The organism is Pseudarthrobacter sp. fls2-241-R2A-168 (assembly GCF_030209335.1).
GTDB lineage: Bacteria > Actinomycetota > Actinomycetes > Actinomycetales > Micrococcaceae > Arthrobacter.
In genome coordinates, this window is record NZ_JARVSG010000035.1 from 306,242 (window position 1) to 327,736 (window position 21,495).

The 21,495-nt window shown below is 62.1% G+C and carries 22 protein-coding genes; 4 read left to right on the plus strand and 18 right to left on the minus strand.

Annotated elements, in window-relative coordinates; all coding sequences use genetic code 11:
• Window positions 1–88 precede the first annotated feature (88 nt).
• The 9 genes from QRN11_RS18615 to QRN11_RS18655 all read right to left on the minus strand — a co-directional run bounded on the left by QRN11_RS18615 (window position 89) and on the right by QRN11_RS18655 (window position 8,007).
• Window positions 89–571, minus strand: coding sequence for a hypothetical protein (locus tag QRN11_RS18615; RefSeq protein ID WP_285313980.1), 483 nt, complete (start codon window positions 569–571; stop codon window positions 89–91).
• Window positions 572–582: 11 nt separating this feature from the next.
• On the minus strand, window positions 583–1,302 hold the full coding sequence (locus QRN11_RS18620) for a DUF6152 family protein (RefSeq protein ID WP_285313981.1): 720 nt from the start codon (window positions 1,300–1,302) through the stop codon (window positions 583–585).
• A 60-nt stretch (window positions 1,303–1,362) separates the two neighbouring features.
• Entirely contained in the window at window positions 1,363–1,590 is a 228-nt protein-coding gene (locus QRN11_RS18625; protein WP_285313982.1) for an alpha/beta hydrolase, read from the minus strand.
• 66 nt (window positions 1,591–1,656) lie between these two features.
• On the minus strand, window positions 1,657–2,493 hold the full coding sequence (locus QRN11_RS18630; protein WP_285313983.1) for an alpha/beta hydrolase: 837 nt from the start codon (window positions 2,491–2,493) through the stop codon (window positions 1,657–1,659).
• Window positions 2,494–2,597: 104 nt separating this feature from the next.
• Entirely contained in the window at window positions 2,598–3,605 is a 1,008-nt protein-coding gene (locus tag QRN11_RS18635) for a carbohydrate kinase family protein (protein ID WP_285313984.1), read from the minus strand.
• 41 nt (window positions 3,606–3,646) lie between these two features.
• A complete protein-coding gene (locus tag QRN11_RS18640) occupies window positions 3,647–4,708 on the minus strand; it encodes an NAD(P)-dependent alcohol dehydrogenase (protein WP_285313985.1) in 1,062 nt (353 codons plus the stop codon).
• A 40-nt stretch (window positions 4,709–4,748) separates the two neighbouring features.
• Window positions 4,749–5,669: a carbohydrate ABC transporter permease gene (locus tag QRN11_RS18645; RefSeq protein WP_285313986.1), complete on the minus strand. Its 921-nt coding sequence runs from the start codon at window positions 5,667–5,669 to the stop codon at window positions 4,749–4,751.
• On the minus strand, window positions 5,666–6,634 hold the full coding sequence (locus QRN11_RS18650) for a carbohydrate ABC transporter permease (protein ID WP_285313987.1): 969 nt from the start codon (window positions 6,632–6,634) through the stop codon (window positions 5,666–5,668). The genes QRN11_RS18645 and QRN11_RS18650 overlap by 4 nt, the downstream gene beginning before the upstream one ends.
• Before the next feature lie 20 nt (window positions 6,635–6,654).
• Entirely contained in the window at window positions 6,655–8,007 is a 1,353-nt protein-coding gene (locus QRN11_RS18655) for an ABC transporter substrate-binding protein (RefSeq protein ID WP_285313988.1), read from the minus strand.
• Between the two features lie 279 nt (window positions 8,008–8,286).
• Here QRN11_RS18655 and QRN11_RS18660 point away from each other — a divergent pair, with 279 nt between their 5' ends.
• From QRN11_RS18660 to QRN11_RS18675, 4 genes are all read left to right on the plus strand, one after another.
• Window positions 8,287–9,222 (plus strand): AraC family transcriptional regulator, encoded by a 936-nt coding sequence (locus QRN11_RS18660; protein ID WP_285313989.1) that lies wholly within the window; start codon window positions 8,287–8,289, stop codon window positions 9,220–9,222.
• A 649-nt stretch (window positions 9,223–9,871) separates the two neighbouring features.
• Entirely contained in the window at window positions 9,872–11,128 is a 1,257-nt protein-coding gene (locus QRN11_RS18665) for an ABC transporter substrate-binding protein (RefSeq protein ID WP_285313990.1), read from the plus strand.
• A gap of 55 nt (window positions 11,129–11,183) precedes the next feature.
• Window positions 11,184–12,116, plus strand: a complete 933-nt coding sequence (locus QRN11_RS18670; RefSeq protein ID WP_285313991.1) for a carbohydrate ABC transporter permease — start codon at window positions 11,184–11,186, stop codon at window positions 12,114–12,116.
• Window positions 12,113–12,973 carry a carbohydrate ABC transporter permease gene (locus QRN11_RS18675; RefSeq protein WP_285313992.1) on the plus strand — a complete coding sequence of 287 codons (861 nt, stop codon included), beginning with the start codon at window positions 12,113–12,115 and terminating at the stop codon, window positions 12,971–12,973. The genes QRN11_RS18670 and QRN11_RS18675 overlap by 4 nt, the downstream gene beginning before the upstream one ends.
• A 134-nt stretch (window positions 12,974–13,107) precedes the next feature.
• Here the strand turns inward: QRN11_RS18675 and QRN11_RS18680 are convergent, their stop codons facing one another.
• The 9 genes from QRN11_RS18680 to QRN11_RS18720 form a co-directional block, all read right to left on the minus strand.
• Window positions 13,108–13,572, minus strand: a complete 465-nt coding sequence (locus tag QRN11_RS18680; RefSeq protein WP_285313993.1) for a VOC family protein — start codon at window positions 13,570–13,572, stop codon at window positions 13,108–13,110.
• Window positions 13,573–13,581: 9 nt separating this feature from the next.
• Entirely contained in the window at window positions 13,582–14,331 is a 750-nt protein-coding gene (locus tag QRN11_RS18685; protein ID WP_285313994.1) for an SDR family NAD(P)-dependent oxidoreductase, read from the minus strand.
• Window positions 14,332–14,460: 129 nt separating this feature from the next.
• The gene (locus QRN11_RS18690; RefSeq protein ID WP_285313995.1) at window positions 14,461–15,474 is read right to left on the minus strand and encodes a Gfo/Idh/MocA family protein; all 1,014 of its coding nucleotides are present in this window, start codon (window positions 15,472–15,474) and stop codon (window positions 14,461–14,463) included.
• 74 nt (window positions 15,475–15,548) lie between these two features.
• Window positions 15,549–16,793: an MFS transporter gene (locus tag QRN11_RS18695; RefSeq protein WP_502935051.1), complete on the minus strand. Its 1,245-nt coding sequence runs from the start codon at window positions 16,791–16,793 to the stop codon at window positions 15,549–15,551.
• A 230-nt stretch (window positions 16,794–17,023) separates the two neighbouring features.
• Window positions 17,024–18,016 carry a Gfo/Idh/MocA family protein gene (locus QRN11_RS18700; protein WP_285313996.1) on the minus strand — a complete coding sequence of 331 codons (993 nt, stop codon included), beginning with the start codon at window positions 18,014–18,016 and terminating at the stop codon, window positions 17,024–17,026.
• On the minus strand, window positions 18,016–18,915 hold the full coding sequence (locus QRN11_RS18705) for a sugar phosphate isomerase/epimerase family protein (RefSeq protein ID WP_285313997.1): 900 nt from the start codon (window positions 18,913–18,915) through the stop codon (window positions 18,016–18,018). Before QRN11_RS18705 ends, QRN11_RS18700 begins: the two co-directional genes overlap by 1 nt.
• A gap of 3 nt (window positions 18,916–18,918) precedes the next feature.
• Window positions 18,919–19,497: a VOC family protein gene (locus QRN11_RS18710; RefSeq protein WP_285313998.1), complete on the minus strand. Its 579-nt coding sequence runs from the start codon at window positions 19,495–19,497 to the stop codon at window positions 18,919–18,921.
• A complete protein-coding gene (locus tag QRN11_RS18715) occupies window positions 19,494–20,489 on the minus strand; it encodes a LacI family DNA-binding transcriptional regulator (protein ID WP_285313999.1) in 996 nt (331 codons plus the stop codon). Before QRN11_RS18715 ends, QRN11_RS18710 begins: the two co-directional genes overlap by 4 nt.
• Window positions 20,482–21,468 carry a Gfo/Idh/MocA family protein gene (locus QRN11_RS18720; protein WP_285314000.1) on the minus strand — a complete coding sequence of 329 codons (987 nt, stop codon included), beginning with the start codon at window positions 21,466–21,468 and terminating at the stop codon, window positions 20,482–20,484. The genes QRN11_RS18715 and QRN11_RS18720 overlap by 8 nt, the downstream gene beginning before the upstream one ends.
• Between the last annotated feature and the right edge of the window lie 27 nt (window positions 21,469–21,495).

Sequence of the window (21,495 nt, forward strand, 5' to 3'; positions counted from 1 at the left end):
GCTGGCAGGCAGATCAAGGTCGGCGGGCGCAAGCGGGCTGGTTCGGTGGTGAGGTTGAACGACCGCTCTCGATCTGCCGTCGCCCGTGTTAGGTGTAGGCGAGAAGCCTCCCCGCGAGCGTGACGCCCGACCACGATGCGAAGGAAATGACGGCAGTCATGCGCGCTGGCCAAGGTGATGGCCGGCCCAAGTCCCAGTCGGGCACGTTCCGGTAGGTGTGGCGGTGAAAGATCAGGATATTCAGGCCAGCGATCAGGAGGAGGCCAAGTTTCCACGGGGCGCTGCCACGGTCCGCCATAAGACTGGCCGCGGACAGGAACATGACGATGCCGGTGGTCGCGGCGATCACGAATCCGAGGCGTGACAGCGGGAGGAGCCAGTCCGCCGCTGTCGTCACCCGCAGCTCCTGCCGGCCCAGACCCAGCAGCCGAAGATCGAAGGCAGCGGCAGGGCCTATGAGGAGTGCGATGCCGATGATGTGGATGCTCTCGAGCACCGGATACAGGTAGGCCGTTCCACGAATGGCTTCGGCCACCGGGCCGTCTTCCAGCCAGGAAAAGATGTCGCCCATGAGCGGCGCCGTCACTGCCGGCGCGAGCGTGCGCGCAGGTACAAAGCTGCGCCGGCAACGCTGGCCACCAGCACCGTACCGACTGTTCCCCACACCGCGACGGGAGACATGCCATCGGGGTCCGCTGCAGCAGTCGTGGCACTCCCGCCCTCCTCGGCGGCACGCGCGCCGGCTTCGGGATACGGAACCGGCAGCGGCCTCGCCGGCAGCTGGCTTCCGAGCACCTGGTTGACCGGTTTCCCGTCCTCGAACCAGAACACCACCGGACGAAACTCATCGTCGTGGCTCGCGCCGATGTAGCCGACCCCCTCTACCTGCTCGCCGTCGGCAAGCGGACGGTCAAGGCCCCACCTTCCCGTGTAACTCGGCGGCGCGATGACGACCTCCAGCACCTCATGCGAGCCACTGTACGAGGGGGCGCTGTTGATCGGACCACTGTCCTCGGGGGCCTGCAGCTGCTCAGGCAAAGCCAGTTCCGGCGTGTCGGCAGGCAGCCCGTCGTCAAGCGTCACAGTGAAGTAGGAGTGGGGTTCGCCCCACCGGACCTGCGAGACGGTGCCCGAAATGTAGTAAAGGCGGTCGGTGTCAAAGTCGTCGAACCCATGATGGGCCTGCGCAGTGCCGGGGTGAAAGACCAAGAACATCGACGCAAGAATGACCGAGGCCACCGAAAGCTTGGCCCGGCGGGCACCGCGACTGGCCTGCCCCGTGGGGCTCTTGTTAAAACGCATGTGATTGTGTCCTTTCAGATGCTGGCCAGCATCCAGCAGATGGTTTAGACCGCGAACTTCCTAGAGCTGTGTCCGGAAGAAATCGGTGAGCTTGCCGAAGGGGATGAGGCCCACGCGGTCGTACAGGTCCACGTGGCCGGCTCCTGGCACCCAGAAGAGTTCCTTCGGTCCGGTGGCGAGGCGGTACGCCTCTTCGCTGAACTCCCGCGAATGGGCCTGGTCCCCGGCGATGAACAGCAGCGGCCGGGGCGCAATCAGTTCCAGGTCGTTGAACGGATGGAAGTTCATGAACTTGGTATTCGTGGCCAGGGCGGGGTGCGTGGTGGTGTTCGGGTGGTAGCCGCGGGCGGTCCGTTAGAAGTCATAGAATTCCCGGTCCACCGCCGTGGAGTCCGCCGTGAGCTCGTCCGGGGTGCCGCCGGTGTACTCGATGGCGCCGCCCGCGAACTCGACGTCCCGCTGGGCAGCGGCCTGCGCGATCATGGTCTTGCGCTGTTCCAGGGTCACGGATTTGATCAGCCCGTCGCGGTTGGCGGCGCCCATGTCGTACATGCTCACCGTGGCAATCGCCTTGATCCGCGGGTCAAGCTTGGCCGCGCTGATCACGAAGCTGCCGCTGCCGCAGATCCCGATGGCCCCGACGCGTTCCTTATCCACGAAGGGCTGGGCACGCAGGTAGTCGACGGCGGTGCTGAAGTCTTCCGCATAAACGTCGGGAAGCACCGAGTTTCCGGGCTTGCCCGCGCTCTCGCCCCAGAACGACAGGTCAAAGGAGAGCGTCACATAGCCCTGCTCCGCCATCTTGGTGGCGTAGAGGTTGGCGCTCTGTTCCTTCACGGCACCCATGGGATGCCCCACTACCAGTGCCGGGTGGGTGGTCCCCCGGTTCAGGGCGTTCGGGACGAAAAGGTTCCCGACGACCTTCATCTCGTACTTGTTCCTGAACGAGATCTTCTTCACCGTGACCTGGTCGCTGGTGTAGAAGTTGTCAGCCCCGTTGGAGGTATCGCCGGGCTCCAGGTTGTTGCGGGAAACAGCCGGTGCAGCGAAAGCCGGCCCGGCTCCTGCCAGCCCCGCGGCGGTGGAGAACCCAATAGCCGCCCCGCCCGCACCTATCAGCTCAATCAGGTTGCGCCGCGAGACGCCAGTCTGTGCCTTGGCCGTGTTGTTTACGTTGGAGTCCGTGCTCATCGTGTTTATCCTCGTGATCGTCAGTTGCGTAATCTGATGGACTTCGTCGTCCTTTCGAGCACACCATGGGCGTAGTGGCGAGTGGGAGTCCCTGATGAAACGGGTTATGCCAGGGCCCCCCAACCGGACGAGCCCGGGGCGGTAATGGGGTCCACTTCTCCGGACGAGGGTGGATTGGCGCCGGGGCGGGAACAAGTGATCGCTGCCGCCCTGTTGGCGTAGACGGCCAGTGCGCGAAGATCACCGGACGCAAGGCTTCGCAACCGTTCCCTGCCAGGAGCACCGAGGACATCGAGCTGGGCAAGGCCGGAGATGAGGGCGGCCATAAAGGAGTCGCCCGCCCCCACGGTGTCCACGACGTCAATGGCTTCGCCCGGCAGTTCCACGCGGCCCTGCCTGTTGAGGAGCACGGGTCCATGTGCCCCGCGGGTCAGGGCCACCAACCCCGGACCGAGCTCCAGCCAGGCAGTTAGCGACTCGTCCGGAGTCCTGTCCGGGTAGAGCCATGCCAGGTCCTCATCGCTCGCCTTGACAATGTCGCTCGCAGCGACGAACACTTCGGCCTGCCGCCGGGCGGCGGCAACACCGGGACTGATGCTTGGCCGGCAGTTGGGGTCGTAACTCACGGTGGCGCCGGCCTGGGCCGCTTCCACCAGCGCCAGCGTGGCGTGGTTGCCCGGTTGCAGCATGGTGGCGATGGAACCGGTGTGGACGTGCGCGGAGGCCTCCACGGCGGCAAGGGCGGGAAGCGACGCACCGTTGAAATCCCAGGTGATGTCGAAGGCATACCTTGCGGCACCGTCCTGGCCCAGGGTTGCGGTTGCTGTGGACGTGGGTGAAGTGCCGCCCCGGATCCGTGAAACGCCGTTGGACTGCAGGTGCTGGTCGACCATTAGCCCCAACGCGTCGTCGTCGTAATGCGTCACCAAGGTTGTCGGGAGTCCCAGCCGTGCAGTTCCCACGGCAACGTTCAGGGGGCTGCCGCCCGGGTGCGCTTGACGGCCGGCGGTCCCCCGGTGCGGGTCATCGATGATGTCCACCAGGGACTCACCGATCACGGTCACCAAGGGTTTGCCAGGCGTGGGATCAGCTGGGTTGGAAAGTATTGGCATGGCTGGTTTCTCCGTGTTTCTTGGCGGGGAAGGCGCAGGGCTCAGCGGCCCGGGTAAACCACGGCTTTGAGCTGGCCAGGCTGCTTGCCGGCCTTGAGGGCCTCTTCGGACTCAGCGAGGGCAAACTTGCCGGTGACCAGGATGTCCAGGTCCACTTTTCCGTCAGCGATGAGCTGGATGGCCAGCGGCCAGGTGTTGGTGTAGCGGAAGACGCCGGAGAGCCAGATCTCCCGGTTTTGGATATACGAGACGGGCAGTTCGACGTCGTCGGCACCCAGCCCCACCAGGATGACCCGACCAGCGGGTGCCACGGCCTTGATGCCCGAACGGACCGCCTGCGGTGCGCCGGACGCGTCAATGAACGCGTCGACGTCGAGCCCTTCGACGCTGTCGGTCTTCGCGTTGATGGCATGCGTTGCGCCGTGTTCCAAGGCGAAGTCGAGCCGGTCCTCGGCGATGTCGCTGATGTAGATTTCGGTGGCGCCGTAAGCGCGGGCGGCCTGGGCGGCGATGATGCCGATCGGTCCGGCACCTGCGATCAGGACCTTGCTGCCGGGCTTGATCCCGGCCCGTTCACAGGCCCACAAACCCACCGAGAGCGGTTCGATCAGGGCAGCTGACTCGTCGCTGACGCTGTCCGGGATGTCGTAGGCGAAATCGCTCTGGATGGTGACGTATTCGGCGAAGGCGCCGTCGATCGGCGGGGTGGCGTAGAACTCGATGTCCGGGCAGAGGTTGTAGCGGCCGGCCTTGCACTGCTTGCACTTACGGCAGGGGCGTTGGGGTTCGACGGCGACGCGCCGGCCGATGCGGCCGGGGTCAACGGAACTGCCGACGGCGGCAATCCGGCCCGAGAGCTCATGGCCAAGGATCAGCGGGTGGTCCACCACGTAGGGGCCGATCCGTCCGTGCTCGTAGTAGTGCACGTCGCTGCCGCAAACGCCGACGGCGGCAACCTGCACCAGGACCTGGTCGGCGTCGAGCTCGGGAAGGGGCAGGGTCTCCATGGCCATGTCGCCCTGGCTCTTCAGGATGTTGGCGCGCATGGTGGCGGGCAGGTCCTGCTGGCGCGTTGGCGCAGACTGGGTGTTTGTTGTTGTCATCGAAGTAGTCCTCTGAAGAATTGGTGTGGATCCGGCGCGTTTACTTCACGGCGCCGAGGGAGAGCCCCTGGACCAGCTTGTCCTGGGCCGCGAACCCGGCGAACAGCACCGGCAGGGAGATCACGACGGCGGCTGCGCAGACCTGGGCGAGGAACAGTCCCTGGCCGGAGACGAAACCGGTCAGGAAGACCGGGGCGGTGCCTGCCACCACGCCGGTCAGGACCCGGGCCAGGAGCAGTTCATTCCAGCTGAAGATGAAGCAGATCAGGGCCGTGGCGGCGATGCCGGGCATGGCCACCGGCGCGATGATTTTGCGGAGGATAAGCAGGAGGTTGGCGCCGTCGATCTGCGCCGCCTCCAGCATTTCTTCCGGCACCTCGGCCAGGAACGACCGCATCATCCAGACGGCGATGGGCAGGTTCATGGACGTGTACATCAGGATCAGGAACCAGATGTTGTCCAGCGCCCCCACGGTGCGGGCGAAGAGGTACAGCGGCAGGATGGCCGCAACCACGGGCATCATCTTTGTGGAGAGGAAGAAGAACATCACGTCGGTCCACTTTTTCACCGGCCGGATGGACAGTGCATACGCGGCAGGGAAGGCCAGGAGCAGCACCAGGACGGTGGACAGGATTGAGGTGGTGGCGGAATTGATCAGGGATGGCCAGGGGCTGACGCCGGAGGTTTCGCCGAAGAACTCCCGGTAGGCGTCCAGGGTCAGGTTTGCGGCGATCGAGGGCGGATTCGTTGCAGCGTCGGTCTCCGAGTGGAACGACGTGAGGATCATCCACAGGACCGGGGATGCGAAGAGCAGGGCGAGCAGCCAGGCCGCGACGCCGGCGGCGGTGTTGTTGCAGGTGGGGTCCATGCGCGCCTTGCCACGGCGTGGAGCGCGGCCGGTGTTCAGCGCGGTCGGGCCCGGAGGGGTGCTTTCCGGTGCAGCTGGGCTGATTATGCTCATCGTGCTGCCTCCTTCTTGAAGAGTGAAAAGACGGTGCGGAGGGCGAAGGTTGCCACGATGATGGTGCCGATGACCACGACAACCCCGGCGGCGGACGCCAGGCCGTATTCGTTAGCGAAGTAGAACGTCTGGTAAATGGCGTACGGCAGGTTGGCTGTGCCCAGCCCGCCTGCGGTGAGGGTGAAGACGGCGTCGAAGTTCTGCACGATGTAGATGGCGCCGAGGAGCCCGCCGAGTTCCAGGTACTGTCGCAGGTGCGGCAGCGTCAGGTGCCGGAAGATCCCCCATGGTGTGGCGCCGTCCATCTGGGCCGCTTCCACGGTGTCCATGGGACGCGACTGGAGGCCGGCCAGCAGGATCAGCATCATGAAGGGCGTCCACTGCCACACCAGGGAGAGGATCACGGCCATCATGGGTGCCTGCGAGAGCAGATCCAGCTGGGGTGCCGGCGCGCTGCCGAACAGTGACCAGATCCAGGTCAGGACGCCGTTGATCAGCCCGTACGTCGGGTTGAGCAGGGCATGCTTCCAGATCAGCGCCGCGGCCACCGGGACCACCAGGAAGGGTGCGATCAGCAGTGTCCGGGCCAGCCCGCGGCCCATGAATTTCTTGTCCAGCAGCAGGGCCAGGCCCAGGCCGATGAGCAGGCTGATCAGCACCACGGAGACGGTAAGGAGGATGGTGGTGAAGATTGCCTGGCGCAGGTCAGGGTCCGTGAGGACGGTGGCGTAGTTCTCGAGGCCGGCGAAGGCGGTCTTGTCCGGGCTGAGGCTGTTCCAGTTCATGAACGAGATGATCAGGGTCACCACGAACGGGAGCTGGGTGACCAGGATGAGGAAGACCAGGGCCGGAAGCAGTGGCGCCCGCCGTGCCCAGGCCAGGGCGCGTTCGCGCGACTTGGCGTCTCGTGAGGGGGTGGCTGCATTGCGTCCCGGGCGGGAGATGCGCGCCGTTGCGGTAGTCATGATGTTCTCCTGCGGTTCGGTTAGGGCTGCTTGTACTTGTTGGCTACTTTTTGGGCGGCTTCCTGGCCCTTGGCCAGCGCGTCGGCCACGCTGCCCTGGCCGGCGATGGCGGAGCTGACGCCCTGGGAAACGTTGGTGCCCAACGCAGCGAATTCGGGGATGCCGACGAACTGGATGCCGACGGCGGGACGTTCCTGCGCGCCGGGGTTCTTCGGGTCGGCGTTCTCTATGGCGAAGCGCTCGGCTTCGAAGAACGGGGCCGCCTTCTGGAATTCGGTGTTCTCGTAAGTGGAGATGCGCTTGCCGGATGGGACCTTGGCCCAACCGAACTTGTCAGCCACAAGGGCTTCGTAGTCCTTAGAGCTGGCCCAGGCAATGAATTTCTCGGCAGAGTCCTGTTTCTTGGACGCAGCCTGCATGGCCCAGGACCAAGTCCAGAGCCAGCCGGAGGACTTGGTTTCCTTCACGGGTGCCTGGGCGTAGCCGATCTTGCCCTTGACCGGCGAGTCCTCGGCTTCCAGGGCGCCTGCGGCAGAGGTGGCGTCGTACCACATGGCTACGTTGCTCTGGCTCATGTTGTTCAGGCACTCGGTAAACCCGGCCTGCGCGGCACCGGCTTCACCGTGCTCGCGGACCAGCCTGGTGTAAAACTCCACTGCTTGGGTGAACTCCGGCGAGTTGACCTGCGCGTTCCAGTCCTTGTCGAACCAGGTACCGCCGAAGGTGTTCACCACAGTGGTCAGCGGCGCGAAGACCTGCCCCCAGCCCGGCTGGCCGCGCAGGCAGATGCCCTTCATGCCCGGCTCCGCGCCGTCCACCTTCGCCGCTATCTCCGCGACTTCACCCCAGGTGGGCTTCGCCGGCATGCTCAGGCCCTTGGCCTCCAGGATGTCCTTGCGGTACATCAAGAAGGACGACTCGCCGTAGAACGGTTCGCCGTAGAGCTTGCCGTCTTCGCCGGTGAGGGATGCGGTGTAGGCGGGGAGGATGTCGTCCTGGTCAAACTCCGGGTCCTTGGCCACATCGTCAAGCGGGGCGAGCCAGCCATTGGCGGAATAGAACGGGATCTCGTAGTTGGAGAGGGAGGCGACGTCGTACTGGCCGGCCTGGCTGGAGAACTCCTGGCTGATCTTGGCCCGGACGTCGTTCTCCGGCAGGATCGTGTAATTGACCCTAATGCCGGTTTCCTTGGTGAAGTTCTCGGCGGTGAGCCTTTGCAGATCTTCCATCTGGGGGTTGTTGACCATCAGGACACTGATGCTGTTGGGGTCTCCGGCAGAATTGGCTCCACCGGCACCTGCACAGGCCGAGGCACTCAGTGCGACGCACAAAGCGCCGGCGGCCAGGGTCGCAGCACGCATTTTTGGGCGCATTAAGGACTCCTTTGTTCTTCAGGGGATGATGCAAGGTCACCACACCTCGACTGCCGTGTCAGGATGCTCGACCGGGGCGGGGGCTGCCACCGGAAGGTCCGGGGTCCCGCGCTGATGTTCTTCAAGATTAGGCGCGGGGTGCAGCTACAACTAGCGTCGTGGTTGCCACTTTCTGATACTTATTTTCCTTAGCTGCAGAAGCGGCAAGCGGTATTGTGGGATCGGGGACCGGGTACCCTGTCCAGATTTCATAAACTACCGAGCCTTAGGAGCAAATCGATGACTGCCCCGGATACTGCTGAGGGGGCGACGGCCAGGCTTGCCGAACGGCTCCTGGGGATGCGGGCCAACCGTGAGGTTATTCCGCCTGATCCCAACCACTCTGTCCGGTGGCACCAGCACAGCTATCCAAGCCCGGTCGCACGATGGAATTACCACCCCGAGTACGAGATCCACCTCATTCGAAAGGGCACGGGAAAGTTCATCGTCGGCGACCACATCGGCACCTTCGAGGCCGGCCACGTTGCCCTCGTCGGGTCAGGACTGCCGCACGATTGGGTCAGTGACTTGCAGCCCGGTGAGTTCCTGGAGAACAGGGACGCCGTCATCCAGTTCGACGGCAAGTGGGTGGAGCAAACCTCCTCCCTGGTTCCCGAAATGGCAGAGGTGAAGCCGCTGCTGGAACAGTCCCAGCGCGGCATAGAATTTCTGGGATCCTCAGCCAAAGCTGCAGCAGCGGCCATCGAGGCGATGGGGACCACCAGTGGATTGGCGCGGCTGCAGCACCTTTTTGACTTGTTCGCGGTCCTGACCGGCGCACCCGAGGAAGACCGGCGCTACCTGGCGGAGGAATGGTTCCGGCCGCAGCTGGACGGCCAGGCCGCCGCCGTCGTCGATCTAGTCCTTGAATACGTGTTCAGCAACCACGCCGGCACCATCAAAATGTCGGAGGCCGCCGGCATGGTGGGCATGCAGGAGGCGTCATTTTCGAAATACTTCAAACGCGCTACCGGCCAGAACTTCAGCGACCTGGTCCGTAAGCTGAGGCTGGCCCACGCCCGGCGTCTCCTGGAGAGCACTGACACGGCTATTTCTGACATCTGCTATGAAGTGGGCTTCTCTAATCTCTCCAACTTCAACCGGCATTTTCTCAACGATACGGGGGAAACGCCGAGGCAATTCCGACAGCGCATCCAGAATGAGGGTAGGGGTTGACCCAGAACCACACTTTCCTGGAGCCGGCTGGTTCAGTGGACACCATAGGCAAGACAAGTCCAGAGCACGACTCCCCCGCAACCAAAAACGATCTTCTAGACCGTTGCGCCAAAGGCCTCGCCATGTCGTACCCGCAGCCCAAAGCCATGAACAGGTGTGGGCCAACCATGGCCAAACCGACGGCACCGGAACGTGGAACCACATGACCCAACCCGTACCTGGTGCCTCCCGCCCAGCTATTTCCAGCACTCATAGTTCCGCGAGCAGCTGCGACTTTCAAGGAAAGCGCACCCAAGGTCCACTATCGGCGTTATAAGGCGCCGCTGGCCGTAGGGCTGAACTAGGGCCGGACGGCCACATGCCCTAGGGAATCAAGAAACCGATGCAGAGACCGACGGCACCAGCGCGCGCCGGAGCCTCAAAATCTTGAGCACAAGGAATCCTTGACAGACCCTTTGCGTAGACCTATGTTTATTGCAACCGATCTCAGCAACCGATCTCACTGCTCTAGCGAATGCAACCGATCTCAAAGGAGAGACTCGATGATCAAGTCGCTCATTCCCGGACCTTCGGTAGCCCCGCGTTTAGCAGGCGGCGTTTTGGATACGGCATGCTCCCGCATTAGCAACCCAGTCCACAGGAGAAACTCATGATCAAAAAGCGATGGGGCCTGGCACTCGTCTCAGCCGTCGTAGCCAGCCTTGCACTCAGCGGCTGCTCGCCTTCAACTTCGGAACCCGAGGGGCCGGTGACGCTCAGTTACTGGGACTTCCTTGATCCCAGCCAGGACAATCCGCGATCAAAGGCGTTGAAGGAGAACATCGCCAACTTCGAGGCGGCAAACCCTGATATCAAGATCAATCTCTCGGTGGTTTCGCTGGGCGACATGTTGAACAGGCTGCCGCAGTCAGCAGCGGCTGGTCAGGCACCCGATGTGTTCAAAATGTTCACCCCGGTCGTCCCCCAAATGGCCGCTGCCGGCGTCTACTCCCCGCTGCCTGATGCTGCGTCCGGTGTCACTGACTGGCTTCGCCCCACCGACACTCTCGCGGGTCCTGACGGCAAGCCCGTGGCGGTGCCCTATGAGTACCGCACCTGTGCGCTGTACTACAACGAGAAGATTCTTTCCCAGATCGGTGCGGCCACTCCGACCACGTACAAGGAAGTCGTCGAGGTGGCACGCAAAGCGGCAGCGGCTGGATTCACCGGTTTCGGAACCGGGTTCTCGGACACTGACAATTCAGCCATCATCAGCACTTTCTTCAACTGCTTCATGACGCAAGTTGATCAGGACATATGGACTGCAGACGGACAGGCAGATTTCGCCACCAAAAAGGCCGAGGAGTTTGGCAACTTCCTCGCCGAGCTCCGGGATGCGAAGGCACTGGGTAGCAATGTCGTTTCCGACACGTACGGCACCGTAGCCGACGGCATGGCCAGCGGCACTGTCGCAATGTCGGTACTCGGCACGGAACGCATCGTCTCGTTCGCAAAGCAGAATCCGGACGTCAAGTGGACCGCCTTGCCAAAGGCAACTACTGGAGACACCACCGGCACCACTATTGGATGGACTCTGGGAATAGGCTCAGGAAGCAAAAATACAGAGGCGGCCTGGAAGTTTATCGAGTACATGACAGGTCCTGAGGCCGGCGCGAAGATGGCCACCGGCGGCGAGGTCCCCACACGTGCGGCCACTTATGAGCAGGCGTTCTTCTCCACGCCCGAAGCAAAAACGGTGAACGACATCGCCGCCTACGTCAAGAGCAACAGCGAACCCCGCACCTATTCCGATAACTGGACTTCGCTGGCCACCGGGCTCTCCCAAGCCGGGCAGAGACTAACCCTCAACGGCCTGTCGGGGAGCGAGTTTATCCGTTCCGCCCAGGACGCGGCCAACAAGAAATAGGCCCCAACATCCGGAGGGAGCCTGAGTATCAGGCTCCCTCCGGAAGGGAGAGATAATGTCAACAAACAGCCCGCCCCGCACTTCATCCCAAACTGCTACTCCACCTGCAGGAGTCCAGGCTTTCCGCCGAGCTCGTAAAGACCGCATGGTCTGGTTGTACGTCGTCCCCGTCACAGCCGTGTTTCTCTTTGTCTTCGTTGGACCGCTCATCTACACGGCGTGGACAGCGCTCCACGAGACTTCGTATTACCAGATTGGCAAATTCTCTGGTCTGAACGCTTTCGCGGAGTTGTTCGCGGACTCGGAGCTGCCCGCCCGCATCTGGACAACGCTTGTATTTTCGCTCGGGGCGTTGGTCATCGCGTTGCCTGCGGGACTCTTGTCTGCGATTGTGCTGAACAACCTGCACCGGTTCAAGCGCTCTGTCCGCAGCTTGTTCCTCTTGCCATGGCTTCTATCCCAGGCAACAGCAGGAACAATCTGGCTCTGGTTCCTCAATCCCAATTATGGGCCTGCTTCAGCTATCACCAAGTCCCTGGGGTTCGGTCCTACTGATGTCTTCTCATCCCCAAACAGTGCGCTCGTTGCCGTGACACTGATGACGGCGTGGTGGTCCTACCCGCAAGCGATGCTTCTTTTCCTCGGCGCCCTTCAGACCATCCCGGGAGAATTGTACGAAAGCCTCAAGGTGGACGGCGGTGGCATTCGGCACGCGTTTCTTAACGTCACATTGCCTCACCTGCGCAACACGATCGTCTCCGTGGTGATCGTTCTACTCATGCTCTATGTACAGATGGTCACCATCATCCTGGTGACCACAAGAGGCGGTCCCATCGGTTCGACCGAGACCCTGTCAATGCGGGTATACAACCAGATGTTCGACAAGTTCGATCTTTCCGGGGCGTCGGCCACAGCCATCCTCCTTTTTGCCGTGAACATTGTCCTCACCCTTGTCGCGATTCGCTTCCGACGGAAGGAAAGCCTGTGAGCACCACCACCTCGCGTCGCCAAGGCAGGCCCGGCGCGGTCCTTCGGGCGGTTCCGGCCTGGGCATACGTCATCCTCTCAGCCGCAGTCGTTCTACCGCCTGTCGCCTGGATCGTCTCCACCTCGCTGAAAACCGCCTCGGATACCATCGAGTTCCCGCCACGGTGGATCCCGGACCCGCTCTCATTCGAGGGCTATGTTGGCCTGCTGACCTCAACGAACAGCCGGTTCTTCATCAACTCCCTGATTTACGCTGTGGGCTCCATCATTCTCGCGTTGGCGATTTCCATTCCTGCGGCATATGTTGCCACCAGGTACCGAAGCCGGCGGATGGAAACTTTGATGACAGGGATCCTGGTGCTTTCGATGGTTCCAGCGATTGTGGTCTTCATCGCCCTGTACTCCATGTTCGTCAGAACGGCGTTGATCAACACCTACCCGCTGCTGATCGTCGTCTACACGGCCATCATCTGTGGACAGACCATCCTGTTCCTGCGCAACTTCATCGAGAATATTCCTGTTGAGATTGAGGAAGCGGCCGCCATCGATGGCTGCTCACGGCTGCAGATCCTGTGGCGCATCATTCTGCCGCTCATCCGCCCCGGGATTGCTGCTGTAGCAATCTTCATCTTCGTATTCGTTTGGAACGACTTTCTTGTAGGAACGGTACTGGCTACCACAGAAGACATGAAGACCGTCCAGAACGGCATCGTGCGTTACATAACCACCGGTTTCGGCAGCTTCTGGGGACTCTTCGCTGCATTCATCGTCGTTGCCTTCATCCCCGTTCTCTCCATCTTCCTGGCGTTCCAGCGCTGGTTTGTTGCCGGGATGACGTCCGGCGGTGTCAAGGGATAACCGAAGCAAGAGTTCTTTCCGGCCCAACCAAAAAGCACGCCACGTGACCGCCTCCCAGCGGTCACGTGGCGTGCCTGTTTAGACCAGCTCACCTCAGCCGACGTCACAACTCATGTCTGTCGGATGCGGATAGCTCAAGAGTTGTCGCCTGGCTGCCAGTCGGGCGGCTGAATTAGCTCCACACGGTTTCCGTCCGGATCGAGCAGGTAGATCAGCAGGCCTCCTGAAACCGGGCCTGACGTGGGTGCGACCGGTTCGGACAAAGCCCTGTAGCCGAGTGCTGTCATTTTGGCGTAAACCTTGCGCAGGTCGATATCGGTAAAGGCAAGATGGGCAGTCCCCGGCGGTGCCTCTGATGGATTTACGGCCGGCGGCGGATCCTCAACCTGGACCAGTTCCAAGTTGAAGGCCCCGTCACCCGTTGTGAGCATCAGGGCGTGGACCTTGACGTTGGGACGGCCGTATAGTTCGCCGACGTACGGACCCGACGTCCACGCTTTCACGCGGGTAAGGCCAAGCCCTTCCACGTAGAACCGGGCGCTGCGCTCCATGTCCCTAACGTGCAGGGCAGTGTGATGATGTCGAATTGCAGTTTTCATTTCTCCGCCTCAGGTTCCCATTCCCAGGTGCGCTCCGCCGGCCACATCCAGAGATACTCCTGTGATGTAGCGATTGTCGGGATCTGTCAGGAACAGGATGGCGCGGGCGACTTCGTCGGGTTCGGCAAACCGGCGCATCGGCAGTTGCGCTGCCCTCTTCGCGCGGCTGGCTGCCGCGTCCGGGCTCGAATCCTTGTCAAACTGCGCCCGCATGGGTGTGTTCACCGGACCCGGAACGATGGCGTTGACAGAGATGCCTTGAGGTCCAAGCAGTTCCGCGAACGACCACATGATGTGCAGGACTGCGAGTTTGCTTGCGTTGTAAGGCAGGTAGTTGAGGCGTGCTTCTTTGGCCGCAACGGAAGATAGGACCACGATTGCGCCGGCCGTGCCGGACTCAAGCATTGACTTTGCTGTCTCTCGTACCATCGAGAACGTTGCAGAGGCATTGATCCTCAGAATGGAATCGAATTCTTCTGTGGTTGTCTCCATGATCTCGGGGGTGGTGCCGAGCACTCCGGCTGCATGGACCAGGACATCGACGCGGCCGTGCTGGGCCGCGATGTCCTGCACAACCTCTGCGCATTGTTGTTCCGAGGTGATGTCGAGGGGGTAGAAGGCATCCAAGGTTTGGTCGTCTTTAGCGGAACGGTCAGCGCCGATGACAGTGGCGCCGGCAGCCTTGAATGCGTTGACGGCAGCATCGCCGATGCCTCCGCTTGATCCGGTTACTAGAACCACCTGGTCTTTGAGGCTCATCGGTTCTCTCCGCTCTGGACGCCGCGCGGTTCTCCCGCGGTCGGAACGTGGGTTGCTGGTTTCATCTCTGGTTCCTTCGTTAAGGTTGTTTCATTCGACGGTGGCTTGTTGTTCAGGTTTGCGGTGATGCTACGGGGTGGTTGTGGTTTCAGCGCTGGGTGTTGCCGCTGCCAGGACTGCATCGGCGATTTGTGTGGCGCGGAGTGCTTGGGCGAACGCGACTGGAGGAGTTCCACCGGCGCAGAACTTCAGCGCCGTCTCTGCCTGGTGCAGGAAGAGGTCAGAGGGCTCGAAAATCTTTTCGTAATGGCCGCCGTCACGCTCCCACACGCGAAGGGAGTCGTTGGTCCATAACATCCGGCCTTCACTTGCCAGGACATCGATGGTGAGGCTCCAATCGCCCTGATTAAGACCTTCAGGTTCTTGCCAGGGAGACCAGTGGCTCTGCAGGGTGAAAACGACGCCCTCAGGAAACTGGAGGTGGGACACGACGTGCTCCGGTACCGGCGACCCATACAGGCCGCTGCTGGCGCTGGTGGTAAGTACTTCAGGGTCGCCGTCAAACCATGATGAAACTAATTCGATCGCGTGAATGCCATTCACGACAGCGACGCCGCCCTCTTTCGGATCAGCCCGCCATGAATCGACGTTCTGTTTGTGGGCGACCGAACGGACAGAAACGGCGATCACGTTCTTGTCCCTGATCCATTGAGTGACCTGTGCGGCGGCGGGATGCTGGTGGAGCGTATACCCGACCATGAGTCTCTCGTTCACCCCGGAAGCGGCGGCCAGGACGGCAGCACCTCCGGCATCTGCGGCCACCGGCTTTTCAGTTAACACCCGGAATCCCCTGTTCAGCAGATCTGCGCACATGACCGGTTGCACCGTGGTGGGTACTGCTACAACCACCAGGTCCAAATATTCGGGCTTGAGTTCCGCCGTAGTGGGCATCAATTGTGCGCCGAACTCCTGCGCGAGGGCGGCGCCGCGCTCGTCCTTCTCCACCAGGACGGCGACCTTGGCTCCTGCCGCGGCAAATGCCCGCGCGTGCCTTGATCCGGCCCAGCCGGCCGCTCCTACGACAGCGACCCGAGGAGCATGTCCCGCCGCGGTCATCATGTAGTACCGCCGAAGGTCGGGCACGGGAGGAACCAGTTGATCATCACATCTCTCCTTCGAGGTCGGTTGCAATAAAGGTCTGTTGCAGGAAGGGTCTGTCAGGGGTTTATTCGGTGCGTGTTTTCTGGTCCCGGCATTCTCCGCTTTCGGCGAAGAATGGTTCGGCTTTGTGATCCGGTGCAGTCGGGCCCTGCGGTAGTTTCTTGAGTGCCTTGCCGTACCACGTGGAAGGAATCCTCGAGAAAGCGTGGCTTGTTGACCATTAGGGCTCCTGCCGAAAGCACCACGAGCCAGGCTCCGAGCATGCTGAACGAGGGCAGCCAGCCATCTCCTGGATGATGCAGCAGACCAAAAAGGAATGGGCCAACGCTTGCCAGGGTGTAGCCGACTCCTTGGGCGAACCCGGAGAGGATCCCTGACCCGGATTGCGTTCGTGTTCGCTTGTTGATCATCGTGAACGCGAAGGAGTACACGCCTTGGCCAAGTCCGGCAATGGCGACCCAGACCACTGCAGAGGCTGGTGGAGCAAAGATTATGCCCCCGTAGCCGATGGTGAAGGCGACGACAAACAGGATGGCGACGGGTAGCGGACGAGGCGTTCTCACCACTACCAGAGGCACAACCAGGGCGACTGGCAGGGCGAGGATTGAATAGAGCGCCAGCATGGATCCAGCGGTTTCCTGATTCATTCCTCTGTCGATAAGAACAGCGGGAAGCCAAGTGAGCGCAGCGAAAGTATTGCTTGAGCACCCTGCGAAGACGAGTGCTACACCCCAGCCAATAGATGATTTCCAGGGTTTGATCGCACTGGTAGGGGCAGAGGGCCCATCGCTGGCTGGTGACGTCCTGGATCGGGCCATGGTCCGCTTGCCTGCGAGAACTATCAGCCAAGGTATCGCGGCGACCGCGCTGAAGGCCGCCCAGACGCCGATGGAGAACCGCCAGCCATAAAGATGTGCCAAGGGTATGGCGGTTTGGGCGGCCACAGCCGTGCTGACGCCCAGGAGCGTTACGTGGAGCGCTGCGAGGACCCCGATTGTGTCGGGAAAGTACTTCACCAGCAAAGGCGGAATTACGACATTGACCAGCCCGATCCCGAGCATGGCGACCCAGGTGAACACCAAAAATGCCGGGATGTTCCATCCCAGTGCGCGGCCGACCTGACCAAGTGTTGTGAGCAGGATCGAAACGAGGAGCAGGTGTTCCAGTTGGATTCGCCGGAGGAGCGGCAGACCCAGGAAGCCCATCACTGCGAAGCCCGCGGTCGGGAGCATCCCAAGGACCCCTGTCGTTACCGGATCGAGGGAAAGATCCCCCCTGATCGGATCAAGGAGTGGGGACACCGCCGAAACGGCTTCTCTGGCGCTGAACGCGACCAGCAGGATGCCGGCGAGCGCGGTGATCCGGCCGCGGAACGGTTGTCCTCCCGCTCCCCCGGTCTGTGGTCCGCCCTGACGGAGGCGAGGTAGAGCTATGGCTGCACCTCCGTATTTTCAGCAGGATTGTTCAAGCAACGGTTCCACATTGCTCAACGGTTGCGAGTGCCGTAGAGAAGGGCGGGCAGATTGGTTTGTTAGCTTCCGTTTACTGCGTGGCTGGCCCATTCCCGGCCGGCTTGCTCTTCTGTGGGCAAACCGGCGGCAGCGAGAATCCGGTCAAGCAAGCGTTGGGTGTGGACAGCCTCCCGGCCTGAGGTCAGTGGCTGGGCCCGGTCGGCGACCCGGTCCAGGAAATGATGAACGGCGGCCGAGAATCCCAGGGTGTCGGTGGCGGTGGCCCAGCCGTAGGCCTCGGCGCTGAGTTCGCGTGATGTAGTGACGCCCTTGACGGTGGTCGCAACGGTTTCGGGTGCCCTGACTTCGACGGTCTTTCCGTCGCCGTAGGCATCGAGTTTCTCATTCCAGGCGCCCGCGGTTCTGGCGGCCATGAGCACGCCCGTGTTCCCGCTGCTGAAGCGGATGGTTGCTGCAACACCGTCTTCTTCCCAAGGGTCGTCACCGGCGGCGTGGGCGGCGACGTCTACCGGTTCTCCACCGCAGTACCAGCGGAGGAGATCGACCATGTGAATGGCGTTCTCAAATGTCGCACGGTATTCCGATCCCGGGCGGTTTTTCTGGGCGACGCAGAAGGTGGCGCCTTTGGCTCCAAAGACTTCCCTACCGGCGGTATAGACGGGCGCATAGCGGCGGTTGAAGTCCACCATGAGGATCCGGCCGCGCTCGTCGGCGAGATCTGCCAGGCGTTCTGCTTCATCGGTTGCCGGAGCCAACGGCTTTTCGCAGAACACGTCGACGTTGCGGTTCAGGCACAGTTGGACGGCGTGGGCGTGCTCCGAGCGGGGCGTCAGCACGAAGACTGCATCGAGTTCCTGCGCCTCCAGCATGTCCTCCACCGTTTTGTAGGCGGTGTTGAACCCCCAGCGCCGGACCAGGCTGCTTGGATCCTCACGCCGGGAGACCAAGGCTGCCAGCTCAACGTCATCGCGTTGGACGAGGGTGGGCAGTTGGGCGATGGTGGCGATGTTGCCTGCGCCGACAACTCCGACGCGGAGACGGGTGGTGTTCATCAGGCGTTCCTCACTTCGGCCAGGTCAGAGAGCATTGAGCGCAGGACGGCGGCGGACTCCCGGAATCCGTCCTCGGGTGCAGGGAGGTCTTGCGGGTGCCAACGGTACTCGAGCTCGATGCTCAGCACGTCGTCGTAGCCGTGCTTCAGCAACCCGGCGAGGATTTGGGGCCAGGGAACGACGCCGCTTCCGACGACGCGGGACCGGACGGCCCGCTCGGAAGCGTTGACCCGGGCCGTTTCCGTGGCGCGGAAGGCCGCGTTGGGATCCGTGAAGACGAGGTCCTTCACGTGGACGTGACCGATCAGGTCACCTTGAACAGCGATAGCCTGTTCATACTTTTCATCGTGCGTGAATGTCAGGTTCGCCTGGTCGTAAAGCACGCGGACGGCAGGGTGGTCTATCTCCCGGACCAGGGCAGCGGTATCCGCTGCGGTCTGGGTCATGGTGCCGAAGTGGTTTTCCACGCAAAGGCGAACCCCGGCCTGTTCTGCAACAGGCGCGAGAGTTTCTAATGCTTCACGCAGTTTTGCCCAATGCGCTGGGTGGTCGTTGTCCCCGTGATGCCAGGATCCGGCGTAGACGCGGACCCGGTCAGCACCGAGCAGGTGTGCGGTCTCTATGGCGCCGCGGAATTCATCGACTGCTGTGCGCCATTCGACGCTATCCAGTGAGTTGATGGCGGTGGTGTAAGGCGTCAGGCCAACAATGGGTACGCCTGCGCTTTCGGCTGCTCTCAGTGCCTCCATCGCGGCGCGACGATCACCTAGCGGCAATCCTGATTTGTAGTCATTCTGGTAGATGACCTCGGCAGCGTCGAGCCCAGCGGCTCGGAAGAGATCAAGTGCTTGGGGAACCGTGTGGTCCGGGGTGCCTAGGGTGTGGCCGGCTAGCCGCATGGTTTATGTCCTTTCTGAAGTGTTTGGAGCTGCTGTCCAGTCCGCAGGACCGACCAGCCGGGGCGGGGTTGCGACGCGGGACCGATCCACGATTTCCATCAGCAATCCCCACGGGGTGACGAAGTAGGTCCAGCGGTTGCCGGCTACCCGGGGGCTGTCGCCGGCGACTTCCTTGCGCTCACCCAGCACGCGTACCCCAGGTGTTTCCTGCAGCACTGCGATCGCTTCATCGACGTCGTCCACGACGAAGCACAGGTGGTGCCCGCCGGCGTCGCAATGCCTTGGCGGGGTCTCGCGCCGCTCAGCGCTGCTCCACTCGAAAAGCTCGATGTTCAGGTTCGGTGGCAGGCGCAGCATCGCGAGTGTGAGCTTGGCATCCGCCGGGACGTCAAAATTTGTGGGCATGAATTCTTCGTCGGGCCCGCGTTTGGAGCGGTATAGCTCTTCAGCTCCAAGGACTTCTACGAAGAATCGGACGCCGTCTTCAAGGTTGGGCACCGTTAGGCCGACGTGGTCTGTGTGCTGGAGCCCCGGCAGCCGCCGCAGTGTTCCTGTCTGGGCGCCGTTAGCCTGCGCGGTCATGCGCGCGGTCCAGAGGTGGAGCCGCGGACCAGGAGTTCAGGTTCTAAGACGATATGGTCCACGGAGCCGTCCGCGTTCTGCTTTTCAGCCAGTTCGATGGCGATATGTCCCATGTCGGCGATGGGCTGGCGAACCGTGGTCAGAGGAGGGTTGAACCGGGCGCCGAGAGCGAGACCGTCGAACCCGATGACTGACACGTCCTCGGGTACGCGTACGCCGCGTTGGCCGAGGGCGGAGATTACTGCAAAGGCCACCATGTCGTTTGCTGCGATGATGGCGGTCGGCGGATTGTCCATGTCGAGGAAATGTTCGGCGCCGCGCGTGCCCGCATCGAGGTCCGACCCGCTGTCCAGCACGACAGGTGCGCTGCCGCTCTCGGCGGACAGCTCCAGGTACGCGTCCATCCGGTCCTGTGCGGTGTGCGTTCCGGCGATGCCGGAAACGTAGCCGATCGAAGTGTGCCCGAGGCCGTGCAGGTGCTCCAATGCGAGCATGATTCCGCGGCGGCTGTCGACGGTGACGGTTGGGACCGCATCGTCGCCTTCCACCCGGTCTATCACCACCACTTTGTGGCCAAAGTCGAAGCGTTTCAGGGCCTCGGTATCGACCTTTGTGGAGGGCGCGACAATTCCGAAGGGGGCATACATGGCCTGCATGGCGGTGAAGTAGCCATCGGTTTTGGCCGGGTCCCCGTTGGTGACGCAGAGCAGCAGCTGGTAGCCGCGCTCGTCCGCCGCCTGCGTCATCGTCTTGGCAAGTTCTGCGAAGAACGGGTTGGTGATGTCAGGAACGATCAGCGGGATGAAGGTGCTGCTCTTGGTCCGAAGCGCCTGGGCGAGCGGGCTCATCGTGTAGCCGAGTCCCTCGGCGACCCGGAGGATGTGCTCGCGTGTTTCACTCTTTACAGCCTCTGGGCGTGAGAACGCCCGGGAAACCGTAGAGCGGTGGACACCGGCAGCTTTTGCAACGACGTCGATACTCAAGTCAGGCATGTTCTTTTCCTCCGTGCTGGTCGTCATAGGCCTGCCAGATGGGGCGCATGACATTTTCGAGCTGGGCCAGCGTAGTCAGGCCCCGGAACCCATCATCCAGCGTCCGGGCGACGCTCCGCACGAACGGATCGTAGAGAGGGTCGCTGTCCACATTGATCTTGTCGACCTCCGTGGTGCCGTCCAGTGCCGTGAAAGTAGCTGTGCCGTCCGAATCAACGGAGGCGAATCCTGCCTCACCGACCGAGGTAAAGCTGCAGTAACGCTTCAGTGGAGAGCCAGGGAATGCGTAGCCGACCTCCACAATGGCTTCGCGTCCTTGCGGTGTCGTGATGATGAGGCTTGCATGATCCTCGACGGCCTGGCGGTGAAGAACCGATGAGAGCCGGGAGTCCACATGGGCTGCGGGCTCATCGCAGCCCCGGAGGAACAGATCGACAAAATGCGGCGCAAGGTTGGCCAGGCAACCCCCAGCCGCTTTACCCGGGTCCAGCATCCAGCCATTGCCATTTTCGAGATACCGGGACGGTGGACCAGCGACAAATGAGGTTCGCTGGTAAGTGGGCCGGCCCGCCTTGGCAAGCCATTTTTCGGTGGGTCCGCCGCGCTGGACCAGGGGTACAGTTGCAGGCACTCCAGCTGCCGCGGCGGCCTGACGCACGGCAGAAAGCTCATTGAGGGAAGTCCCCAACGGCTTTTCGACGACGAACGGGATGCCGCGCTCGATCAGGGCCAGGCACTTTTCGGCCATACCGTCATGGGAACCAAAGACATAGGCGAGTCCGACGTCGGGGAGATCGACCAGCTTCTGCCAGTCGGCTTCAAGCGGTGCGCCCCAGACCTTGGCCAGCTGCTGCACCTGCATCAGGGAAATATCATCGTCACCGACTCCGATAACGTCGTGCTCTTCGGCAATCGCCTGCGCGCAGAGCGGAACATGCCAATGCGAAGCACCCAGAATGATTGTGCGTACGTTGGTCAACCGCAATACCCCCTTGTATGAGATCGG

Excerpts from the sequence above, each read along its gene's own strand:
- QRN11_RS18615 (WP_285313980.1), bottom strand. The coding sequence starts at position 571 with ATGGGCGACATCTTTTCCTGGCTGGAAGACGGCCCGGTGGCCGAAGCC.
- QRN11_RS18620 (WP_285313981.1), bottom strand. The coding sequence starts at position 1,302 with ATGCGTTTTAACAAGAGCCCCACGGGGCAGGCCAGTCGCGGTGCCCGC.
- QRN11_RS18625 (WP_285313982.1), bottom strand. The coding sequence starts at position 1,590 with ATGAACTTCCATCCGTTCAACGACCTGGAACTGATTGCGCCCCGGCCG.
- QRN11_RS18630 (WP_285313983.1), bottom strand. The coding sequence starts at position 2,493 with ATGAGCACGGACTCCAACGTAAACAACACGGCCAAGGCACAGACTGGC.
- QRN11_RS18635 (WP_285313984.1), bottom strand. The coding sequence starts at position 3,605 with ATGCCAATACTTTCCAACCCAGCTGATCCCACGCCTGGCAAACCCTTG.
- QRN11_RS18640 (WP_285313985.1), bottom strand. The coding sequence starts at position 4,708 with ATGACAACAACAAACACCCAGTCTGCGCCAACGCGCCAGCAGGACCTG.
- QRN11_RS18645 (WP_285313986.1), bottom strand. The coding sequence starts at position 5,669 with ATGAGCATAATCAGCCCAGCTGCACCGGAAAGCACCCCTCCGGGCCCG.
- QRN11_RS18650 (WP_285313987.1), bottom strand. The coding sequence starts at position 6,634 with ATGACTACCGCAACGGCGCGCATCTCCCGCCCGGGACGCAATGCAGCC.
- QRN11_RS18655 (WP_285313988.1), bottom strand. The coding sequence starts at position 8,007 with ATGCGCCCAAAAATGCGTGCTGCGACCCTGGCCGCCGGCGCTTTGTGC.
- QRN11_RS18660 (WP_285313989.1), top strand. The coding sequence starts at position 8,287 with ATGACTGCCCCGGATACTGCTGAGGGGGCGACGGCCAGGCTTGCCGAA.
- QRN11_RS18665 (WP_285313990.1), top strand. The coding sequence starts at position 9,872 with ATGATCAAAAAGCGATGGGGCCTGGCACTCGTCTCAGCCGTCGTAGCC.
- QRN11_RS18670 (WP_285313991.1), top strand. The coding sequence starts at position 11,184 with ATGTCAACAAACAGCCCGCCCCGCACTTCATCCCAAACTGCTACTCCA.
- QRN11_RS18680 (WP_285313993.1), bottom strand. The coding sequence starts at position 13,572 with ATGAAAACTGCAATTCGACATCATCACACTGCCCTGCACGTTAGGGAC.
- QRN11_RS18685 (WP_285313994.1), bottom strand. The coding sequence starts at position 14,331 with ATGAGCCTCAAAGACCAGGTGGTTCTAGTAACCGGATCAAGCGGAGGC.
- QRN11_RS18700 (WP_285313996.1), bottom strand. The coding sequence starts at position 18,016 with ATGAACACCACCCGTCTCCGCGTCGGAGTTGTCGGCGCAGGCAACATC.
- QRN11_RS18705 (WP_285313997.1), bottom strand. The coding sequence starts at position 18,915 with ATGCGGCTAGCCGGCCACACCCTAGGCACCCCGGACCACACGGTTCCC.
- QRN11_RS18710 (WP_285313998.1), bottom strand. The coding sequence starts at position 19,497 with ATGACCGCGCAGGCTAACGGCGCCCAGACAGGAACACTGCGGCGGCTG.
- QRN11_RS18715 (WP_285313999.1), bottom strand. The coding sequence starts at position 20,489 with ATGCCTGACTTGAGTATCGACGTCGTTGCAAAAGCTGCCGGTGTCCAC.